Annotated in this window: 22 protein-coding genes; 13 read left to right on the top strand and 9 right to left on the bottom strand. The window is 74.7% G+C overall.

Annotated elements, in window-relative coordinates:
* Positions 1 to 18: 18 nt before the first annotated feature.
* The 3 genes from CCE02nite_RS17455 to fbaA all read left to right on the top strand — a co-directional run bounded on the left by CCE02nite_RS17455 (position 19) and on the right by fbaA (position 2758).
* On the top strand, positions 19 to 861 hold the full coding sequence (locus CCE02nite_RS17455) for an SDR family oxidoreductase (protein ID WP_141390880.1): 843 nt from the start codon (positions 19 to 21) through the stop codon (positions 859 to 861).
* Positions 858 to 1625 carry a TrmH family RNA methyltransferase gene (locus CCE02nite_RS17460; RefSeq protein WP_174774931.1) on the top strand — a complete coding sequence of 256 codons (768 nt, stop codon included), beginning with the start codon at positions 858 to 860 and terminating at the stop codon, positions 1623 to 1625. The genes CCE02nite_RS17455 and CCE02nite_RS17460 overlap by 4 nt, the downstream gene beginning before the upstream one ends.
* Before the next feature lie 110 nt (positions 1626 to 1735).
* Positions 1736 to 2758 carry a class II fructose-bisphosphate aldolase gene (gene fbaA, locus CCE02nite_RS17465; protein ID WP_141390881.1) on the top strand — a complete coding sequence of 341 codons (1023 nt, stop codon included), beginning with the start codon at positions 1736 to 1738 and terminating at the stop codon, positions 2756 to 2758.
* Between the two features lie 160 nt (positions 2759 to 2918).
* Here the strand turns inward: fbaA and CCE02nite_RS17470 are convergent, their stop codons facing one another.
* Positions 2919 to 3350, bottom strand: coding sequence for an STAS domain-containing protein (locus tag CCE02nite_RS17470; RefSeq protein ID WP_371861936.1), 432 nt, complete (start codon positions 3348 to 3350; stop codon positions 2919 to 2921).
* 138 nt (positions 3351 to 3488) lie between these two features.
* Here CCE02nite_RS17470 and CCE02nite_RS17475 point away from each other — a divergent pair, with 138 nt between their 5' ends.
* Positions 3489 to 5711 carry a SpoIIE family protein phosphatase gene (locus CCE02nite_RS17475; protein WP_141390882.1) on the top strand — a complete coding sequence of 741 codons (2223 nt, stop codon included), beginning with the start codon at positions 3489 to 3491 and terminating at the stop codon, positions 5709 to 5711.
* Between the two features lie 14 nt (positions 5712 to 5725).
* On the opposite strand, the gene CCE02nite_RS17480 is transcribed toward CCE02nite_RS17475, so the two are convergent.
* Together CCE02nite_RS17480 and CCE02nite_RS17485 are read right to left on the bottom strand one after the other, a co-directional pair.
* Entirely contained in the window at positions 5726 to 6088 is a 363-nt protein-coding gene (locus CCE02nite_RS17480) for an STAS domain-containing protein (RefSeq protein ID WP_047233594.1), read from the bottom strand.
* Positions 6089 to 6164: 76 nt separating this feature from the next.
* The gene (locus tag CCE02nite_RS17485; protein ID WP_141390883.1) at positions 6165 to 6599 is read right to left on the bottom strand and encodes a DUF3151 domain-containing protein; all 435 of its coding nucleotides are present in this window, start codon (positions 6597 to 6599) and stop codon (positions 6165 to 6167) included.
* Between the two features lie 258 nt (positions 6600 to 6857).
* Between CCE02nite_RS17485 and CCE02nite_RS17490 the strand changes: the two genes are divergently transcribed.
* Positions 6858 to 8144: an adenylosuccinate synthase gene (locus CCE02nite_RS17490; RefSeq protein ID WP_047233596.1), complete on the top strand. Its 1287-nt coding sequence runs from the start codon at positions 6858 to 6860 to the stop codon at positions 8142 to 8144.
* 74 nt (positions 8145 to 8218) lie between these two features.
* Positions 8219 to 9541, top strand: coding sequence for a phosphoribosylamine--glycine ligase (gene purD, locus CCE02nite_RS17495; RefSeq protein WP_141390884.1), 1323 nt, complete (start codon positions 8219 to 8221; stop codon positions 9539 to 9541).
* 109 nt (positions 9542 to 9650) lie between these two features.
* Here the strand turns inward: purD and CCE02nite_RS17500 are convergent, their stop codons facing one another.
* On the bottom strand, positions 9651 to 11192 hold the full coding sequence (locus CCE02nite_RS17500) for a ricin-type beta-trefoil lectin domain protein (RefSeq protein ID WP_255318939.1): 1542 nt from the start codon (positions 11190 to 11192) through the stop codon (positions 9651 to 9653).
* A 339-nt stretch (positions 11193 to 11531) separates the two neighbouring features.
* Here CCE02nite_RS17500 and CCE02nite_RS17505 point away from each other — a divergent pair, with 339 nt between their 5' ends.
* Positions 11532 to 12476, top strand: coding sequence for a phosphoribosylaminoimidazolesuccinocarboxamide synthase (locus CCE02nite_RS17505; protein ID WP_141390901.1), 945 nt, complete (start codon positions 11532 to 11534; stop codon positions 12474 to 12476).
* Between the two features lie 4 nt (positions 12477 to 12480).
* On the opposite strand, the gene CCE02nite_RS17510 is transcribed toward CCE02nite_RS17505, so the two are convergent.
* Positions 12481 to 12825, bottom strand: a complete 345-nt coding sequence (locus tag CCE02nite_RS17510; protein ID WP_141390885.1) for an HNH endonuclease signature motif containing protein — start codon at positions 12823 to 12825, stop codon at positions 12481 to 12483.
* Positions 12826 to 12998: 173 nt separating this feature from the next.
* Between CCE02nite_RS17510 and CCE02nite_RS17515 the strand changes: the two genes are divergently transcribed.
* From CCE02nite_RS17515 to CCE02nite_RS17540, 6 genes are all read left to right on the top strand, one after another.
* Complete coding sequence (locus CCE02nite_RS17515; protein WP_255318940.1) at positions 12999 to 13373, top strand: PadR family transcriptional regulator; 375 nt, start codon at positions 12999 to 13001, stop codon at positions 13371 to 13373.
* The gene (locus CCE02nite_RS17520; protein ID WP_141390886.1) at positions 13370 to 13960 is read left to right on the top strand and encodes a hypothetical protein; all 591 of its coding nucleotides are present in this window, start codon (positions 13370 to 13372) and stop codon (positions 13958 to 13960) included. The genes CCE02nite_RS17515 and CCE02nite_RS17520 overlap by 4 nt, the downstream gene beginning before the upstream one ends.
* A gap of 188 nt (positions 13961 to 14148) precedes the next feature.
* On the top strand, positions 14149 to 14436 hold the full coding sequence (purS, locus tag CCE02nite_RS17525; RefSeq protein WP_087470936.1) for a phosphoribosylformylglycinamidine synthase subunit PurS: 288 nt from the start codon (positions 14149 to 14151) through the stop codon (positions 14434 to 14436).
* Positions 14436 to 15155 (top strand): phosphoribosylformylglycinamidine synthase subunit PurQ, encoded by a 720-nt coding sequence (gene purQ / locus CCE02nite_RS17530; protein ID WP_141390887.1) that lies wholly within the window; start codon positions 14436 to 14438, stop codon positions 15153 to 15155. Before purS ends, purQ begins: the two co-directional genes overlap by 1 nt.
* Before the next feature lie 10 nt (positions 15156 to 15165).
* Positions 15166 to 16314, top strand: coding sequence for a GNAT family N-acetyltransferase (locus CCE02nite_RS17535; RefSeq protein ID WP_255318941.1), 1149 nt, complete (start codon positions 15166 to 15168; stop codon positions 16312 to 16314).
* Between the two features lie 70 nt (positions 16315 to 16384).
* On the top strand, positions 16385 to 16696 hold the full coding sequence (locus tag CCE02nite_RS17540) for a hypothetical protein (RefSeq protein ID WP_141390888.1): 312 nt from the start codon (positions 16385 to 16387) through the stop codon (positions 16694 to 16696).
* Here CCE02nite_RS17540 and CCE02nite_RS17545 read toward each other — a convergent pair.
* The 4 genes from CCE02nite_RS17545 to CCE02nite_RS17560 form a co-directional block, all read right to left on the bottom strand.
* Entirely contained in the window at positions 16683 to 17573 is an 891-nt protein-coding gene (locus CCE02nite_RS17545) for an LLM class flavin-dependent oxidoreductase (protein ID WP_141390889.1), read from the bottom strand. The genes CCE02nite_RS17540 and CCE02nite_RS17545 overlap by 14 nt on opposite strands.
* Before the next feature lie 29 nt (positions 17574 to 17602).
* Positions 17603 to 18565 (bottom strand): MBL fold metallo-hydrolase, encoded by a 963-nt coding sequence (locus tag CCE02nite_RS17550; RefSeq protein ID WP_141390890.1) that lies wholly within the window; start codon positions 18563 to 18565, stop codon positions 17603 to 17605.
* A gap of 12 nt (positions 18566 to 18577) precedes the next feature.
* Positions 18578 to 19066: a DUF7832 domain-containing protein gene (locus CCE02nite_RS17555; protein WP_141390891.1), complete on the bottom strand. Its 489-nt coding sequence runs from the start codon at positions 19064 to 19066 to the stop codon at positions 18578 to 18580.
* A 144-nt stretch (positions 19067 to 19210) separates the two neighbouring features.
* Entirely contained in the window at positions 19211 to 20263 is a 1053-nt protein-coding gene (locus CCE02nite_RS17560; RefSeq protein WP_141390892.1) for an LLM class flavin-dependent oxidoreductase, read from the bottom strand.
* Positions 20264 to 20326 lie beyond the last annotated feature (63 nt).

The raw sequence follows: 20326 nt of genomic DNA on the forward strand, positions 1-20326 counted from the left end.
CCGGGCAGAATGTCCGGCATGGCGAGCATCGCGGTGGTGGGCGGGACCGGTGCGGCGGGTCGCGCCGTCGTGCGGGAGGCCGCCGCGCGCGGCCACGACGTGCGCGTGCTCTCGCGGCACGCACCCGACGACGGCACGCGGGTCCCCGGCACGGTGCACCATCGCGTCGACCTCCTGACGCCCGACGACGGCGCGGTCGCCGGCGCGCTCGACGCGGCTCTCGCCGGCGCTGACGCCGTGGTCGACGCGAGCAACGGGACGTCGCCGGGGGCGATGAAGGTCTTCACGGTCGGCGCGCGCCGCCTCGCCGGGGCCGCGCACCGCGCGGGGGCCGGCCGCGTGGTGGTGCTCTCCATCGTGAACGTCGACCAGGGCGACTACGGGTACTACCGCGCGAAGGCGGAGCAGGAGCGCGTCCTCGCCGCGGGGGGAGTCCCGACGACGGTCGTGCGCGCGACGCAGTTCCACGAGTTCCTCGAGCTGTTCCTCGGGCGCGACGGGCGGCTCGGCCGGTGGGCACGCCTCGGCCTGCTGCCCGTGCCCCGCGGGGTGCGGTTCCAGCCGATCGCGCTCGCCGACGTCGCGCGGGCGCTCGTCGATGCCGTCGAGGGGACGCCGCCCGGGGGCGGGCTGCCAGGACCCGGCCCCGACGCGACGACCGTGACGATCGGTGGCCCGGAGGTCCTCGACGCGCGCGACATGGCGCGCGCGTGGCGCACCGCGCACGGCTCGCGCCGCCCCGTCGTGGGGGTGCCGCTGCCCGGCTCGCTGGGCGACTTCTTCCGCGCGGGTCGCAACCTCGTGCCCGACCACCGCTACGGGACGCTCACCTACCGCGAGTGGCTCGGGGAGCGGGCGTGACGCCGTCCGACGCCGGCGCCCCGTGCGAGGAACGTCCCGGGGCGCGACCCGCCGTCGGGGACGACGAGCGCACCGACGAGCGCGCCGAGGAGCGCGAGGTCGGGGTCGGGCCGTGGCCCGGGGGGCCGGACGCGTGGCCGCGCGTCCCGGAACCCGAAGGCCCACCCGGGGCGACCCGCCTCGACCCCCGCTACGACCCGGAGCTGCTCGCGCACGGCGACCGGCGCAACGTCGTCGACGCCTACCGCTACTGGACCGTCGAGGCGGTCGTCGCCGACCTCGACGCGCGCCGCGACCCGGGGCGGTCGCTCCACGTCGCGATCGAGAACTGGGCGCACGACCTCAACATCGGGTCCGTGGTGCGCACGGCGAACGCGTTCAACGCGGCGGGCGTGCACGTCGTCGGGCGGCGCCGGTGGAACCGCCGCGGCGCGATGGTCACCGACCGCTACCTGCACGTGCACCACCACGCGTCCGTCGACGACCTCGCCGCATGGGCCGCGGGGGAGGGGCTGCCCCTCCTGGGCGTCGACAACCTCCCGGGCTCCGTCCCGATCGAGGGGTACGCGCTGCCCGCGTCGTGCGTGCTGCTGCTCGGCCAGGAGTCGACCGGGCTGACGCCCGAGGCGGTCGCCGCGTGCCGCGACGTCCTGCACATCACCCAGCACGGCTCGACCCGCTCGATCAACGCCGGCGCGGCGGGCGCGATCGCCCTGCACGCGTGGGCGGCCCAGCACCTGCGGCCGGACGGCGCGGCCACGTAGAACCGTGGTCACCGGGCGACCACAGGTCGAACGGCCCTGACGCCCGCGCTCTCATCCATGCCAGACTTTGACCCGACAGTCCACCCCGCACGACTCCACAGGAGCTTCGCATGCCCATCGCTACCCCCGAGGTCTACGCCGAGATGATCGACCGGGCGAAGGCAGGCTCGTTCGCCTACCCGGCCGTCAACATCACCTCGTCGCAGACCATCACCGCCGCGCTCCAGGGCTTTGCCGAGGCCGAGTCCGACGGCATCATCCAGGTCTCCGTGGGCGGCGCCGAGTACGGCTCGGGTTCGACGGTCAAGGACCGCATCGCCGGTTCGCTCGCGCTCGCGGCGTACGCGCGCGAGGTCGCGAAGAACTACCCGGTGCAGATCGCGATCCACACCGACCACTGCGTCAAGAAGAACCTCGACTCCTGGGTCCGCCCGCTCCTGGCCATCGAGGCCGAGCAGGTGAAGAACGGCGGCCTGCCGACGTTCCAGTCGCACATGTACGACGGCTCGGACGTCCCGCTGGACGAGAACCTCACCATCGCGGCGGAGCTCCTCGAGCTCTCGCAGGCGGCGCGCACGATCCTCGAGATCGAGGTCGGCGTCGTCGGCGGCGAGGAGGACGGCCACGAGGCCGAGATCAACGAGAAGCTCTACACCACGGTCGAGGACGGCCTCGCGACGATCGAGGCGCTCGGCACGGGCGAGAAGGGCCGCTACCTGACGGCCCTCACGTTCGGCAACGTGCACGGCGTCTACAAGCCGGGCGCGGTCAAGCTCCGCCCGGAGATCCTCAAGGAGATCCAGGAGGCCGTCGGCGCGAAGGTCGGCAAGGCGAACCCGTTCGACCTCGTCTTCCACGGCGGCTCCGGCTCCACGGCCGAGGAGATCTCGGCCGCGGTCGACTTCGGCGTCATCAAGATGAACATCGACACCGACACGCAGTACGCGTTCACGCGTCCGGTCGTCGGCCACATGTTCTCGAACTACGACGGCGTCCTGAAGATCGACGGCGAGGTCGGCAACAAGAAGGCCTACGACCCGCGCGCCTGGGGCAAGCTGGCCGAGGCCGGCATGGCCGCCCGCATCATCGAGGCGTCGCAGCAGCTGCGCTCGGCGGGCAACAAGATCCGCTGACGCCCGCAGGAGCCGGCGGCGAGCCGGCTCCGGGTGCACCGAAGGCCCCCGGTCCGTACGGACCGGGGGCCTTCGTCGTCGTCCGTGACGCCGGGCCGTGGCGTGTGGTCGTGACGGTAGGTCGTGACCGGTCCCGGCGGGTCGTGACCGTGCGGCGACCTCAGCTCGTGGCGTCGGAGCCGTCGCCCTTGCCCGGCGGCTCGTCGAGGTCGAAGCCGGGGTCCACGTCGACGATGTCGAGCAGCTCGCCGATGCGGGTCACCTCGAGGAGCAACCGGACCGTCGGCGGGGCGCGCAGGACGCGGACCCGGTGCGGGCCGCGCGAGGCGAGACGTGCGAGGAACGCCACACCGGACGAGTCCATGAAGGTCACGTGGTGCGCGTCGATCTCGACCGGGAGCCCGGAGTCCTCCGCCGCGGCGGTCGCCTCCTGGAGGTCGGCACCGAGATCGGCGTCGATCTCTCCCGACAGCACGATGCGGGCGCGTGTCGTCCCCACGATGACGTGCACGCTCGCGGGGTCGCCCGCCCCTGCGGGGTCGCCGGCGACGCCGACCGGACGGTCGGCGGCCGAGGGTGTACCTTCGCGCACCGGCGCTCCTCTCTGCGTGGTCCCGACACGTTCCGGTCTCGGGAAGCACCAATCTACGGTTGAATGTCCAGTCGGGACAGTAACGCGACCGTGGCGTCCGTATCCAGACGATCGACGCACGGACCGTCGGAGGTGACGATGGGCAGCTCGCCGGGGCTCGGCACCGACCTGCCCGCGCACGTCCAGGAGCTGTGCACGCGGGCGATGGAGGGTGCCGGCGTCGCGATGTTCGTCACCGGCCCGCGCTCGGACGACATGCCGATCGTGTGGGTGAACGCCGCGTTCGAGCGCCAGACCGGGTTCGCCGCCGCCGAGGTCCTCGGTCGCAGCCCGCGCGTGCTCGAGTCCCTGCTCACCGAGCCGGTGGAGGCCCAGGAGCTCCGCGCGGCCGTCGCGGAGGGCCGTGAGGTCACGCACACGGTCCGCACGCTGCGGCGCGACGGCTCGCCGGTGTGGACGCAGCTCTCGCTGTCCCCGCTCGCCGCGCCGGACGGCACGGTGACCCACTGGGTCGGCGTGCAGGTCGACGTCTCCGAGCACCTCGAGAGGTACGCGGCCCAGGTCGCGTCGCTCGCGCTCGAGCGGCGCGAGCGCGCCGTGCTCGACGTCGTCTCCCGCAGCTCGGACCTCCTCGCCGACCTCGACCAGCCCTACGCGCTGCGCGACATCACCGAGCTCCTCGCCGGGTACGTCGTCGACTGGGCCGGTTTCTACCTCAACGACGACGGGCTCCGGTACGCGGAGGGCGTGGACACCGCCGCGCCGCCGAGCGGTCGCGGCCAGCGTCACGGCCGCTACACGCCCGGGGCGTTCCCCGTCGCGCCCGGCCTGCACACGACCGACGCCCTCGGTGACTCCGCCGCCGTCACAGGCTCGGTGCCGCGCGTGCGCCTCGTGGACGTGCCGGACCGTGTCCAGGACGTCCTGGACGGGCGCATCGAGGGTCCCGTGATCCTCGACCTCTCCGCCACGTACCCGCAGTGGTCGGCCTCCGGCTGGCTCCAGCGCGACCTGCACCACCGGCTCTCGGGCCTGCTGCACCGGCCGGGCGCCGTGACGGTCACCGCCGTCCCGGGACGTCGGCGCATCCTCGGCCTGCTCGTCACCGGCGACGTCCCCGACGCGGCGGTCCACGGGCTGGGTACGGAGGTCGAGGCGCGCGAGGGCGTGCGCACGCTCCTCCAGATCATCGCGCGCCGCGCCGGCACCGCGATCGACAACGTGCGGCTCTACGCGCGCGAGCACCGCCTCGCCGAGACGCTCCAGCGCGCCATGCTGCCCGAGCAGGCCGACGTGACCGGGCTCGACGTCTGGACCTACTACGCGCCCAACTCGGAGCACGCCCAGGTGGGCGGCGACTGGTACGACGTGCTCCAGATCGCGCCGGACGTCGTCGGGCTCGTCATCGGGGACGTCGTGGGCCACGACGTCGAGGCGGCGGCCGCGATGGGACAGCTCCGCTCGGTCGTGCGGTCGTACGCCTACGAGCTCACGACACCCGGGCCGGTGCTCGAGCGCGTCGACCAGCTCGTCCAGGGCATGCGCATCCCGCGCTCCGCGAGCCTCGTGTACGCGGCGCTCACCCAGCCCGACGCCGAGCAGCCCGACGACGCGTGGCGCATCGAGTACTCGCGCGCCGGGCACCTGCCGCCGCTCCTGCTGCGGGACGGCACCGTGACCCAGCTCGACGACGCCGGGGGAGCGCTCGTCGGCTTCGGCGGCCGGAGCCGGTCGACGGGCGTCGCGGCGCTCACCCCGGGCGACACGCTCGTCTTCTACACCGACGGCCTCATCGAGCGCCGCGACCGCGCGCTGCGGGTGGGCCTCGAGGCGCTCGTCGCCGCGTCCGAGGCCGTCACGGCCGTCGACGCCGCGGGCGTGGGCGAGGAGCTGCTCTCCCGCCTCGCGGACGCCCCCGAGGACGACGTCGCGCTCGTCGTCGTGCGCATCCCCGACCCGGTGCACGACGCGTCGGCCGTCGTGCTGAGCCCGCGCAGCCGCCGGTGGCTCCTGCCCAGCGAGCCCGCGTCGATCGGGCGCGCGCGGCACGCCGTGGTGCGCACGTGCCAGGCGTGGGGCGTGCGGGACAGCGCGAACGCGGAGCTCGTCGTCTCCGAGCTGGTGGCGAACGGCGTCCTGCACGGCTGGGGGCACCTCGCCCTGCGCCTGTTCGACACGGGGGACGGCATCCGGGTCGAGGTCGAGGACTCCAACCCGGCGCCGCCCGTCCCGACGGACGGCCACCCGAACCGCATGGGCGGGTTCGGCATGCAGATCGTCGAGCGGCTCGCGGACTGGGGCTGGCGCCCGACGGCGTCGGGCAAGCTCGTCTGGGCGACGCTGCGGCCCTCGGGGCGGTAGGAGCGCCGGGCGCGTCAGGCCGGGGGCTCGACCTTGGCGAACCCGGACGGCGGCGTCGCGGGCTCGCAGCGGTGGTCGGAGTCGATGCGGAACAGCTCGAGCGCCCCGCAGACCTCCAGCACGAACAGGTCGCGGTCGTCGCAGCCGCGCAGCACCGTGGCGCCGCCCCGCTTGCGCCCCGAGTCCGCGAGCGAGATGAGGAACGCCGCGCCGGTGGAGTCCATGAACGTCACGCGGCACATGTCGATCACGAGGAGCTGGCGACGCAGCCCGACGACGCGCGCGGCGATCTCCGGGAACTGGTCACGCTCGGCGAGATCGAGGTCTCCGGCGATGACGAGGGTCGTCGTCGCGGGGGACGTGGCGATCTCGATCATGTCGTCGACTCTAGACGCCGCCCGGGTGGGTCGCGCGTCCACCGCCCCTGCACGGCGGTCGCGCGACCCCGGGCCGTCAGCGCAGCGCGCGGACCTCGTCGGCCGACGTGCCGGAGTCGCGCAGGAACTGCTCGCAGCGTTCGGCCTCCTCGACCTCGCCGAGGTACGCGGCGCACTCGGCGAGCGCGAGCAGCGCGCGCAGGAAGCCCTGGTTCGGGACGTGGTCGGCGGGGATCGGGCCCTGGCCGCGCCAGCCCGCGCGCCGCAGCGAGTCGAGGCCGCGGTGGTACCCGGTGCGCGCGAACGCGTAGGCCGTCACGGCGCCGCGGGACCCGTTCTCGTGGAGGAAGTCCTCCGCGAGGTACGCCCACGCGAGCGAGCTCGCCGGCGAGCGGCCCGCGATCTCGTACGGGTCCCCGTCGGCGGCGATGGCGTCGCGCACGTGCGCGTAGTCGTCGGGGAGGCGGACCGGCGCGGGGCCGTCCAGGAGGTTCGCGTGCGTGTCGCTCATGGGCCCATTCTGCCCGCCCGAGGTCCACGCGGCACCGGAACGTGTCGAACCCGGGATAGGGCCGGGACCCCCCAAGGTCAGTTTTCGTCATCAGACCGGTAAACTCGGCGCCGGTCCCCGGGTGACTGCCGCCCGGGTGACGCCTCGGGCCCGCGGGCCCAGCGCCGTCGGGCACGACCTGCCCGCTCCGCTCCGGACGCCGGTGCGCCCACGACCATGACCGGCCCGAGGAACAGGCAGTGCGAAAGTGGGGATTCCATGCCAGGCGTGGTGCTCGTCGGTGCCCAGTGGGGCGATGAGGGCAAGGGCAAGGCGACCGACCTGCTCGGCTCCCGGGTCGACTACGTGGTCAAGTTCAACGGCGGCAACAACGCCGGGCACACGGTCGTCATCGGGGACGAGAAGTACGCGCTCCACCTGCTGCCGTCGGGCATCCTGTCCCCGGGCGTCACGCCGGTCATCGCGAACGGCGTCGTCGTGGACATCGAGGTGCTGTTCCAGGAGCTGGACGACCTGATCTCGCGCGGCGTGGACGTCTCGCGCCTGCTCGTCTCGGGGTCGGCCCACGTCATCGCGGGGTACCACCGGACGATCGACAAGGTGAGCGAGCGGTTCCTCGGCAAGCGCCGCATCGGCACGACCGGCCGCGGGATCGGCCCGGCCTACGCCGACAAGATCAACCGTGTCGGCATCCGCATCTGGGACCTCTTCGACGAGAAGATCCTCGCGGAGAAGATCGAGGGCTCGCTCGACCAGAAGAACCACCTGCTGGTCAAGGTCTACAACCGTCGGGCGATCACGGTCGACGAGACCGTGGCCGAGCTGCTGCAGTACGCCGACCGGCTCAAGCCGATGGTCGCGGACACCGCGCTCGAGCTGAACAAGGCTCTCGACGCCGGCAAGAACGTCCTCTTCGAGGGTGGGCAGGCCACGATGCTCGACGTCGACCACGGGACGTACCCGTTCGTCACGTCGTCCAACGCGACGGCGGGCGGCGCGCTCACCGGCTCGGGCGTCGGGCCGACGCGCATCAGCTCCGTCATCGGCGTCATCAAGGCGTACACGACGCGCGTGGGCGAGGGCCCGTTCCCGACCGAGCTCTTCGACGCGAACGGCGAGTACCTGCTCAAGCAGGGCGGCGAGTACGGCGTGACGACCGGCCGCGCGCGCCGCTGCGGCTGGTACGACTCGGTCATCGCGCGCTACGCGACCCGCGTCAACGGCATCACGGACATGGTGCTCACCAAGCTCGACATCCTCACCGGCTTCGAGAAGGTGCCGGTCTGCGTCGCGTACGACGTGGACGGCGTCCGCTACGACGAGATGCCGCTCGACCAGACGGCGTTCCACCACGCGAAGCCGATCTACGAGGAGCTCGACGGCTGGTGGGAGGACATCTCCGGCGCCCGCACGTTCGAGGACCTGCCGACGAACGCCCAGCGCTACGTGCTCGCGCTCGAGGAGATGTCGGGCACGCGGATCTCCGCGATCGGCGTCGGCCCGAGCCGCGACGCGATCATCCCGCGCCACGACCTCATCCACTGAGTCGACCACCGCGCGCCGACCACGGCCCGGACGCCCCGCGGGGTGTCCGGGCCGTCTCGGTAGACTCGGCGCCCGTGAAGATCCTCGTCGTCGGGACCGGTGCCCGCGAGCACGCCATCGTCCACGCCCTCGCGCACGAGGCCGACCGCCCGGGCGCCGAGCCGCACGAGCTGCACGCCGCCCCCGGGAACCCCGGCATCGGGGACCTCGCGGCGCTGCACGCCGTCGACCAGAACGACGGCGCCGCGGTGGCCGCGCTCGCCACGGACCTCGGCGTGGACCTCGTCGTCGTCGGCCCGGAGGCCCCCCTGGTCGCAGGCGTCGGCGACGCGGTGCGTGAGGCCGGGATCCCGGTGTTCGGGCCGAGCGCGGAGGCCGCGCGCCTCGAAGGTTCCAAGGCGTTCGCCAAGGACGTCATGGCGGCGGCGTCCGTCCCCACGGCGCTCGCGCACGTGTGCACCGACGTCGACCAGGTCGCTGCCGCGGTCGACGCGTTCGGCGCCCCCTACGTCATCAAGGACGACGGCCTCGCCGCGGGCAAGGGCGTCGTCGTCACGGAAGACCGGCAGGCCGCGCTCGAGCACGCCGCCGCGTGCTTCGCCACCCCGCGCCGTGCGGCGGACGGGACGCCCGAGGACCCGCGCGTCGTCGTCGAGGAGTACCTCGACGGTCCCGAGGTCTCGCTCTTCTGCGTGAGCGACGGCGCGACCGTCGTCCCGCTCGCCCCCGCCCAGGACTTCAAGCGCGCGTTCGACGCCGACGCCGGCCCGAACACGGGCGGCATGGGCGCCTACAGCCCGCTGCCGTGGGCGCCCGAGGGCCTCGTCGACGAGGTCGTCGCGCGCGTCGCGCAGCCGACGATCGACGAGATGGCGCGGCGTGGCACCCCGTTCGTCGGAGTCCTGTACGTGGGGCTCGCGCTGACGAGCCGCGGCACGCGCGTCGTCGAGTTCAACGCGCGGTTCGGCGACCCGGAGACGCAGTCCGTGCTCACGCGCCTCGCGACGCCGCTGTCCGCCGTGATGCTCGCGGCGGCGCAGGGACGCCTCGCGGAGATCGGCGCGCTGCGCTGGCACGACGACGCGTCGGTCACCGTCGTCGTCGCGGCGCACGGGTACCCGGGCGCGGTGCGCGGCGGCGACCCGATCACCGGCATCGACGCGGCGGAGGACGTCGAGGGCGTGCACGTGCTGCACGCGGGCACGTCGCGCGCGGACGACGGCGGCCTGGTCGCCTCGGGCGGCCGCGTGCTCTCGGTCGTGGCGCGCGGCGCGGACCTGGCCGAGGCGCGCCGTCGGGCGTACGCGGCGGTCGACCGCATCGCGCTCCCGGGCTCGCACCACCGCACGGACATCGCGGCGAAGGCCGCCGCGGGCAAGACCACGCTCGCGGGCTGACCCCCTTCCCGCCGTCGAGCACGACTCTCCCCGCCGTCGAGCACGACATGACGGTCGTCATCACGCTGATAACGACCGCCATGTCGTGTTCGGCGCTCTCGGGGTCAGGTCAGGCTCGGTGCCACTTCTGGGCGGCGGTGCCGTTGCACGTCCAGATCTGGAGCTGCGTGCCGTTGGCGCTGTTGCTACCCGGCACGTCGACGCACTTGTTCGCGAGGACGGACACGAGGTCGCCCGCGCCGCTCAGGACGAACTGCTGGGCGGGGTTGCCGCTGCAGTTCGCGAGCTGCACGGCCGTCCCGTCGGCCGTCGCGGCCCATGCCACGTCCATGCACTTCCCGCCCGCGCGGACCGTACCGTCGGACGCGAACGTCCACCGCTGCGCGCTCGTCCCGTTGCACGTCCACAGCTGCAGGCGCTTGCCGTCGCTGAAGTCCGAGCTCGGCACGTCGATGCACTTGCCCGCGAGCCCGACGAGCGCGCTGCCCGACCCGCCGCCCGTCGTGACGAGCGACAGCCCGTACGCCGAGAGGATCGGGTTCACGGGCTGGTAGATGAACTTGCCGCCGTTGGAGCAGTCGTTGATGCGGCCCGACGTGACGCCCTGCGCCTGGTTGCCCGAGATCACGGAGCCGCCGGAGTCGCCGCCCTCGGCGCACGCGCTGCCGCGCACGAGGCCGGGGATGTCGCCGTTGCCGTAGTTCACGGTGATGTTCTTCTGCTCGATGACGCCGCAGCGCCAGCCCGTCGTCGCGCCGGACCGGCAGACCGATGCGCCCACCGGCGCCTCGGCGGACCCGGCGACGTCGACGGTGCCGCCCGCGTAGTTGTTGACCCGGGGGACGGGGGTGAACCCTGAGTCGACGCGGACCCAGGCGTAGTCGTGGCCGGGGAACGACGCCGCCTGGACGGTTCCCATGCGCGCCCAGCTCGCCGTGAGCACCTCCTTGCCTGCGGCGCCGCAGTGGCCGGCCGTGACGAAGCCGCCCTGCACGGCGAAGCCGATCGAGCAGGCCGAGCCCGACGACGCGCCGGGATCCCGGGTGATGTACCGGTCACCGCCGCGCACGTCGGCCGTGAGCTCGTACGGCGCGTCGACGACCTCGGTCCGGACGGCGGCCGCGTCGACCCCCGACGCCGCGACGAACGCCTCCGCCGCGGCCGGGTCGAGGGACTCGACGACGACCTCGTTCGTCGTGACGTCGACGTACCAGGCCTGGACGGCGTCGGGCGTCGACGCCTGGTCCAGCCCGGCGGCGACGGCGTCGAGCTCGGCGAGGCCGCGCTCGACGACGACCGCCTCGGCGCCGGCCGCCTCGACCTCGGGGACCGCGGAGGGGTCGGTGACGGCGACGACGGGCGTCGCGGCGGCGGCGTCGACCCACGTGCCGGCGTACGCCGCGCCCAGCCCGCCGCTGAGCGCCTGCTCGACGGCGCCGGTCGCGGCGTCGAGCGCGAGCCGGTCGGCGACGCCCTCGGCGTCGAGGCCCAGGTCGCGCTCGAGCGCGCGGAGCTGGCCGGGGGACAGGTCGTCGGGCCCGGGGACGGGGCCGGCGAGCAGCGCGGGGACCTCGGCTCCTGTGCTCGACGGTGCGGCGACGGGTGCGCTCGCGCTCGCCGACGTCGCGAGCCCGACGCTCGCGGCGATCACGCCGACTCCGGTTGCTAGCGCTGTCAGGCGATGGTGCATCGTGCCGTGGTGCATCGTTGCCTCCTCGGTGCGGATGTCGGCCCGCCGTCGTCGGCGGGGCCGGGACAGCAGTGCAGGCGCCCCCAGGGGGTCGCTCCGATGCGGGCCCCCGACAGTGAGGGAGCGCTCCCACGACCGTCCTTGAGGCACAGTAGCGACTTCGGCGGCGTTCGGCACGACGGGGCGCAGGCCGGCCGACCGGTCGTCGGACACGGTGCCGCTCCCGCGGCGGGCGGTGCGAGACTAGGGGCCGTGACCGACATCCCCCAGGACCCTGCCTCGGCCCTCTCGCTCGGCGAGGTGGACGCCCTCGACACCGCGGCGCTCGACCTGCCCGGCTGGACGCACGTGTACTCCGGCAAGGTGCGCGACCTCTACGCGCCGGACCTGCCTGCCGTCGGTGGCGTGCACCCCCTCGGCGACGTCGTGCTCGTCGTGGCGAGCGACCGGGCCAGCGCGTACGACCACGTGCTGTCGCCGGGGATCCCGGACAAGGGCGTCGTGCTCACCCAGCTCAGCCTGTGGTGGTTCGAGCAGCTCGCCGACCTCGTGCCGAACCACGTCGTGTCGACCGAGGTCTCGTCGGAGCCGGGCGACGGCCTCGTGCCCGACGTCGTCGCCGGGCGCGCGATGATCTGCCGTCGCCTCGACATGTTCCCCGTCGAGTGCGTGGTGCGCGGGTACCTCACCGGCTCGGGACTCGTCGAGTACCGCGCCGGGGGAGAGGTCTGCGGGGTGCCGCTGCCCGCCGGTCTCGTCGACGGCTCGCGCCTGCCGGAGCCGATCTTCACACCCGCGACCAAGGCAGCCGTGGGTGAGCACGACGAGAACGTCTCGTTCGACGTGGTCGCCGAGCAGATCGGCCTCGACGACGCCACGCGCCTGCGCGACCTCACGCTCGCCGTCTACGCCCGGGCCGAGCAGATCGCGCGCGAGCGCGGCGTGATCCTCGCGGACACCAAGCTCGAGTTCGGCGTGGACCCGACCACCGGCCAGACCGTCCTCGGCGACGAGGTGCTCACGCCCGACTCGTCGCGGTTCTGGCCCGCCGACCAGTGGGAGCCGGGCCACGCGCAGCCGAGCTACGACAAGCAGTTCGTGCGCGACTGGCTCGTGTCGCCCGCGTCCGGGTGGGACCGCGCGTCCGACACCCCGCCGCCGTCGATCCCCGCCGACGTCGTCACGCGCACCCGCGCCCGGTACCTCGAGGCGTACGAGCGCCTCACGGGCTCGACGCTCGGCTGAGCCGTCAGGCGGTCCGGGCGGCGCCCGGGCGCACGTAGGTGTGCCCGCTCGGCGCGGTCCATCGGACCGAGCCGTCGGCGAGCAGGGCGGGCCGCCAGCCGTCGCGCGCACGGACGACCCGGTGGTGCCGGCAGAGCGCGACGAGGTTGTCGGCCCCCTGCGCGGCGGCCGCGTCGTCGTCGTCGGCGTTCGGTCGCGGGGCCACGACGTGGTCGAGGTCGCAGCGGAACGCCGGGACGCGGCAGCCGGGGAACACGCAGGTCTCGTCGCGCGTGAGGACGCGCGCGACGGTCTGCGGCGACGGTCGTGACCTGCCGCGCTCCGCGGCGGGGGCGAGCGGTGCTGCCATGCGGACCTCCCTGCGTCGTCGAGCCATGGTTCGTGCGAGGGCGGGGAAGGGGCAGGACCCCGCCCTCGCACCGTGCCCGAGCGTGCGTCTCGAACACACGTTCGACTCTAGCGGCACCCTCTGACACGCGTCGAGGGCTGGCGCGATAGGTCGTCATCCGATATATATCGTCCATGGCACCGAGTCCTCCCGCGTTCCGGATGACCGAGCAGGCGTACCTCGTGCTGCTCTCGCTCAGCGCAGAGCCGCGGCACGGGTACGCGGTGATCCAGGCGGTGCACGACCTCTCCGACGGCCGCACCCGGCTCGGGGCCGGCACGCTCTACGGCAACCTCGACCGGCTCGTCGCCGCCGGGCTCGTCGAGCCGACCGGCGAGGAGGTCGTCGACGGCCGTCTGCGGCGCTACTACCGCGCCACCGACGACGGGCGCCGCGCGGCGCGAGCGGAGACGCTGCGCCTCGCCGGGCTCGCCGAGCGCGCGCGCCGGTCGATGGAGAGCCGCGGCCCCGCGGGTGCCACCGACGGCCTGGCCGGGAGCGGCGCGTGACCGCCCTCGGGGCGGACCGGTACGAGCGGTCCGCACGGTTCTGGCTCCGCGCCTACCCGCCACGCTGGCGCCGCCTGCACGGCGACGAGGCGCTCGCGGTCCTGCTCGACCTCGCGCCCGCACCCGACGACGCCGGGGCGCCGCACGGCATCGGCGCGCGCGAGGCGTGGGGGCTCGTCCGCGCGGGCTGGGCGCTGCGCCGGCGGGAGCACCCGCCGCTCGGGCGCTGGTTGCTGTACCGGCTGTTCGACGCTCGGCTGCCCGCGCGCTACTGGTGGTGGGTGGCCGACGACATCCACGGGGCGCTCTACCCGTGGCGCAGGGGCCTCGCCGCTGCGCTGCTCGTCACGGGGATCCAGATGATCGTCCCCACCGTGATGGCGCTCCTCGGGCTCGTCTCGACGTGGCCCGAGTACGCGTGGCGTCTCCCGTTCGCCTGGTGGTACTGGCCGCTGGTCCTGGTGTGCGCCATCGGGTCCGCCACGCTGTTCGCCCGCGCGAACGGCGAGCGTGCCTGGCGCAAGCACGTGCTCGACGGCAACATCCCCGTGGACAAGCCTGACCCGCCTCGGACCGTCGGTGCCTGAGTCGGCGCCGCGCCGTCGTGCCAGGGTGCGGACGCCCGCCGGGAGCGTCGCCCGCGCCCGGTAGACTGGCCGCGGAATTCCGCCGTCGGCTCCCGCTCGTCCCGTCCCACCGACCGTCCTCGACGGCCGTGACGTGGGCGGGATCCCGGAGCCCCGGCTCTCCCGAACTCTCTCGCCAAGGAGCCCCCGTGGGACGCGTCGTCGTCGAGGTCATGCCCAAGCCCGAGATCCTGGACCCGCAGGGCAAGGCCGTCGTCGGGGCGCTGCCGCGCCTCGGTTTCACCCAGTTCACGTCCGTGCGCCAGGGCAAGCGGTTCGAGCTCGAGGTCGACGGCCCGGTCACGCCGGAGATCCTCGCCGCCGCCGAGGAGGCCGCGGTCAAGGTCCTGTCGAACCCGGTCATCGAGGACGTCGTGCGTGTGGCGGACATCGAGGCGGACGCGGCCGCGACGATCACGTCCGAGGGGCTCGCCTGATGTCCGGCGCCACGCTCGCGACGGCGCGGATCGGCGTCGTCACGTTCCCCGGCACGCTGGACGACCGCGACGCGGCGCGCGCGGTGCGTCTCGCGGGCGGTGAGGCCGTGTCGCTGTGGCACGCGGACGCCGACCTGCACGGCGTCGACGCGGTCGTCCTGCCCGGGGGCTTCTCCTACGGCGACTACCTGCGTGCGGGCGCGATCAGCCGCTTCGCACCCGTCATGGAGTCGATCGTCGACGCGGCGGCGGGCGGCATGCCCGTCCTGGGCATCTGCAACGGCTTCCAGGTCCTCACCGAGGCCCACCTGCTGCCCGGCTCGATGGTCAAGAACGACCACCTGCACTTCATCTGCCGCGAGCAGGTGCTCGTGGTCGAGAACGCGGACACGGCCTGGACGCGCGACTACACGGCCGGCCAGCGCATCACGATCCCGCTGAAGAACCAGGACGGCCAGTTCGTCGCGGACGACCGCACGCTCGACGAGCTCGAGGCGGAGGGCCGCGTCGTCTTCCGCTACGACGGCTGGAACCCGAACGGGTCGCGCCGGGGCATCGCGGGCATCACGAACGCCGCGGGCAACGTCGTCGGCCTCATGCCGCACCCCGAGCACGCCGTCGAGGCGGGCTTCGGCCCGGCGAACGAGGCCGGCCCGCGCGCGGGGACGGACGGCCTGGGCTTCTTCACGTCGGTCCTGGGCGCGCTCGTCAACGCATGACGAGGTCGGCGTGACGGGTGCGCCCTCGCGCGTCCTGCCCGACGGCGCCGGCCGCCCGGGCGTGCACATGACCGTCGAGGCGGTCCCCGGGGACGACGCCGTGGCCGCGCTGCTGTGCGGTCGCCAGCAGGCGGAGCTCGCCGTGCGTTACGGCGAGCCCGACGCGGGCGCGTTCGTGCCCGACGCCTCGATCGCGAACGTCGTGGTCCGCTCGGCCGGTGAGCCCGTCGCGTTCGTCGCGCTGCGCGACGTGTCGGGCACGCCCGACGGCCGTGGCGGCACACATCCCCGGCGGACGGGTGAGGTGAAGCGGCTCTGGGTCGAGCCGGCCCACCGGGGCCGCGGGCACGCGCGCACCGCGATGCGGGCCGTGCACCGGCACGCGGTCGAGGCGGGGCTCGAGCGCCTCGTCCTGGAGACCGGGACCCTCCAGCCCGAGTCGATCGACCTGTACCTCTCGCTCGGCTACGTCCCGATCGAGTCGTACGGCCACTACGCCGGGCACCCGCTCTCGCGCTGCTTCGCGCTCGACCTGGGGACGGCGGACTCGGGCGTCGGCGCCGACGCTGCCGACCAGACCTCGGTGACGAGCGGCGGGCGCGGGGCGCGCGACGCACGCAGGGCCGCGACCCCGAGCGAGCCCGTGACCGTCCCCGCCCCCGGTGTCGTCGAGGTTCGCGACGTCCCGTGGGACGACCCGGACGCGGCGGCCCTGCGGCGGGAGATGCACGAGACGTCCTCGGCGGTGCTCTACCCCGAGCTGTTCGCCGGGCTCGACGCCGCCGGAGGGTTCGACGCCGTCGACGCCCGCGTGGGCGCCGAGGTGGTCGCGACCCTCGTCGCGTACCGCGACGGCGTGGCCGTCGGGTGCGCGTCGCTGCGCCTCCCCGCACCCGGGGCGCCCGTGGACGCGCTCGAGGTGAAGAAGGTCTTCGTCCGCGAGCGCGCGCGTCGGACCGGTACCGCGCGCCGGCTGCTCGACGCCCTGGAGGCCGTCGCGCGCGAGCGCGGGGTGGGCCTGCTCCTGCTCGAGACGGGTATCCGCCAGCCCGGCGCGATCGCGCTCTACCGCTCGCTCGGGTACCGCGCCGTCGAGCAGTTCCCGCCGTACGTCGGCGACAACCACGTCGCGCTCTGCTTCGCGAAGCCGCTCGCCTGAGGTCGCGCCAGGGTCTTCTCAGGGGCGTGCCGGATATGCCCGCGGTGTCCGGTCCCGCTAGGGTGTCTCCGTGATCCCCCTCGCGACCGGTGCCTACTCCGCGGCCTCCGTGATCCTCGAGCTCCTCGGCTGGGTCGCCGCGGTCGCGTCACGGGTGCCCGGCCGGGTCGGGGTGCTCGCGGGCGAGCTGCGCGAGACCGCGGTCGAGTGGGGGCTCCCGGTCGGCGAGGTGTCCGACCTCTACGCGGCCTTCCCCGTGCGCCTCGCGCTCGCCGTCGGCGCCGTCGCGCTCGTGTGCGCCGTCGTCGCCCTGGTGCACGGGCTCCGCGCGCGTCAGCGCTCCGAGGGGTCCGCGGACGCGGTGCGCGTCAGCGGCCGCTGAGCAGCGGCACGACCTCCCGGCCCAGGAAGCGGACGAACCCCTCGACGTCCGGCTCGTCGGCGGTCGGCTGGACCGCGACGGCCGTCGCACCTGCGTCGGCCAGCGCCTGGACGGCCGCGGCGATCGTTGCCGCGTCCCCGCCCGCGCCGATGCCCTGGCCGGCCTCCTTGCCCCACAGCGGCACCTCGCGGTCCACGCGCTCCTGCGCGTCCGGCCCCGTCGCCGCGATGAGGGTCGCGTGGACGTCGAAGTCGCTCCCGGCGCTGGCCCCGTCCCCGTACCGGCCTCCTCGAGCCGCCGCGGCTGCCTCCCGGACGTCGGCCGGGGTGAGCGCGTTCGCGAGGATCAGACCGTCGCCCAGCTCGCCCGCCAGCGCGAGCGACCGCGGGCCGACGCCGCCGAGCCACAGCGGGACGGGCTCCGTGGGCGGCCAGTCGAGCCGCACGGCGTCGAGCGTGACGTACCGCCCCGCCGTCGTGACCTCCTCGCCCGCGAGCAGGCTCCGCAGCGCCGTGGCGTGCTCGCGGAGCAGCGTCAGCGGCGACGCGACGCGGACGCCGGCCTGCCCCATCCACTCCTGCACGCCGTGACCCACGCCCGCGACGAGCCGCCCGGGGAACAACCGGGCGAGCGTCGCGACCTCCATCGCGGTGATCGCCGTGCTGCGCAGCGGGGCGGGCATGAGCCCGATGCCGACGCGCACGCGCTCGGTCCAGGCGAGCGCTGCCGCCGCCGACGCGAGGCCCGACTGCTTGAAGCAGTCCTCCCACACCCAGAGGTCGTCGAGGCCTGCCTCCTCCGCGGTCGTGGCGAGCCGCCGCAGGCTCTCCGGCGCGTGGGTGGGCACGAACGCGATACCGAGCCGTGGTGTCGTCATCCCGTCATCGTGCCGGGTGCCACCGACACTCAGCCGTCGTGCCGGAGCGCACGTGGCCTCCCGTGGGCGGGCCGCCGTGCGAGCTCGTCGGACCGCGCCAGGAAGGCGAGCTGCGCCGCGACGGACTGCCGCGCCGCGCCGCGGACCGACGGGTCGACGTCGGCGTAGACGCGCGCGACCACCCGCTCCACCGCGTCGTGCGCCCCCGCGGCCAGCCCGAGCGCGTCGAGCGCCGCCCGGACCTGGGCGAGGCGTTCGAGCCGGTGCTCGCGGTACGCGCGCACCCGCCCCGCGAGGTCGGCGACGGCCGGCCCGTGACCGGGGAGGCCCGTCGCCCGACCCGTCCCCGTGGACGCGACCGCCTCGATCGCGTCGAGGCTCGCGAGGTACGCGCCGAGCGAGCCGTCGGGCTGCGCGATCACCGTCGTGCCGGTCCCGAGCACCGTGTCCCCGGTGAGGACCGTCGGGCCCGACGGCGACCCCGCCCTCCCGATCGCGGCCTCACCCGACCGGGTGTCGCCAGGGGTCGCTTCGCCAGGGCGCGCGTCCCCTCCGGAGAGATGGTCGGCAGCGGCGAGCGGGCCGTCGTCGGGCAGCACGAGGCAGACCGAGTCGGCGGTGTGGCCCGGTGTGGCGAGGACGACGACGCGGAGCCCGGCGACCTCGATCACCTCGCCGTCGCGGAGCGGCTCGCCACCGTGGCAGTGCGTCGCGTCGGCGGCGCGCACCGGCGCCCCGGTGCGCTCGCGCAGGCCAGGAGCCCCGGCCGTGTGGTCGGCGTGGCGATGCGTGACGAGCACGAGCTCGACGGGCCCGGCCGCGGCGAGCGCGTCGAGGTGCGCGACGTCGTCGGGTCCCGGGTCCACGACGACGCACGTCGCCGACCCCGGCGCGCGCAGCACGTACGAGCGCGTGCCGTCGAGCGTCATCGGGCCCGGGTTATCGGCGCGCAGCACCGCGGCGAGCCGGGTGACGGGCGTGGGCACGGTCATCGTGGACGCGTCTCAGGCGCGGTGCCGCAGGACCGTCGGGCGGACCTCGTCGTCCCACTGGGAGAAGCGGGCGTCGATCAGCGGGCCGACGAGGTCGTACGTCTCCCACGTGTCCGGCACGCGGTACACGTCCTCGGGCTCGCCGTCGCCGGGGCTCACCGCGTCGACGTAGTCCTCCAGGTAGAGGCCGCCCTCGTCCTCGTCCTCGTCGTCGCCCGCGTAGTACGCGCTCGCGAACGCCGCGCCGACGTCGTCGAGGTCCTCGTCGACGAGCCTGCCGTCGCACGCGTCGAGCACGAACGCTCCGGGCGTCGTCCTCCGGTCGCGCAGCGCGGCGAGCGCGCCCGCGGCGTCCTCGCCGAGCTCCTCGGAGACGTGCCCGCCGAGCACCGCCCACGCGAGGAACATGCCGATGTGCGTCGCGCCCGCCGCGGGTCCCACCTCGGGTGGGTACCCGTCGCCCTCGGAGTGCCAGGCCACGTCGTCGAGCGTCGTCGTCATGCAGCGACGCTACCCCCTCCCGCCGAACACGACATGAGGGTCGTTATCCCGTGGATAACGACCCTCATGTCGTGTTCGACCGCGGGCCTGGTCGTGTTCGGGCGTGGGCGGGTTGACGGCGGGGGGCGGCGGCAGGGCGGGGTGTTAGGCGGCGAGGGCGGTTACGAGGAGCTCGAGCGTGCGGGCGCGGCCCGGCGTGGAGTCCAGCGCCTCGTCCGCGCGCGACGCGGCGACGGGGACGACCATCACCTCGTCGACGCCGTGGCGCTCGGCGAGCCGGCGGACCTCGGCCGCGGCGGCGTCGGGCGTCCCGACGGCCCAGCGGCGCAGGCTGTCCTCGACCATCTGCCCGGCCGCACCGTCGAGGGGCGCCGCCTGAGCCTCCTCCACGGTCTCCAGCGCGGTGAGCGGCTGGCCGGTGCGCAGCCGCGACATCATGCGCGCCTGCGGGAGCGCGCGGGCCCGGGCCTCGTCGTCGGTCTCGGCGACGACGGCGTTGAGCGTGAGGAACGTGCGCGGCTCGGGGAACGCCTCGCTCGGGCGGTAGCCCTCGCGGTAGAGCGCGAGGATCTCGTCGATGCCCTGGCCGGAGAAGTGGTTCGCGAACACGTAGGGCAGCCCGAGCTCGGCCGCGAGGCGCGCGGAGTAGTCGCTCGACCCGAGCAGCCAGACGGTCGGCGCGCCGTCGGCGGCGGGCGTCGCGTGCACGTCGTACACCTGGCCGCTCGTGAGGCGCAGGGTCGCGCCCTGCGGGCTCATGAGCGCGAGGATGTCGGTCACGTGCTGGGGGAACCGGTCGACGTCGGCCGTCGGGCCGGTGATGCGCAGGAGCTGCGTGACCACGGGGTCGGAGCCCGGCGCGCGACCGATGCCGAGGTCGACCCGGCCGGGGGCGATCGCCTCGAGCGCCGCGAACTGCTCCGCGACGACGAGCGGCGCGTGGTTGGGGAGCATGACCCCGCCCGAGCCGACCCGGATGCGGTCGGTGACCGACGCCGCCGCGGCGATCATCACGGGCGGCGTCGACGCCGCGACCGCGGGCATGTTGTGGTGCTCGGCGAACCAGTACCGCTCGTACCCGAGCCGGTCCGCGAGGCGGACCAGGTCGAGCGACGCCCGCACCGCCTGGGTGCTGGACTGGCCCGAGCGGACGGGCACGAGGTCGAGGACGGACAGGCGGGGGCTCTGGGTGCTCACCCTGGTGCCAACCGGCGACCCCCGAGCCTCATTCCCCCGCGAGGCCGCGGCACGCCTGCCAGG

It is taken from the genome of Cellulosimicrobium cellulans, assembly GCF_006539945.1.
Classification (GTDB): domain Bacteria; phylum Actinomycetota; class Actinomycetes; order Actinomycetales; family Cellulomonadaceae; genus Cellulosimicrobium; species Cellulosimicrobium cellulans.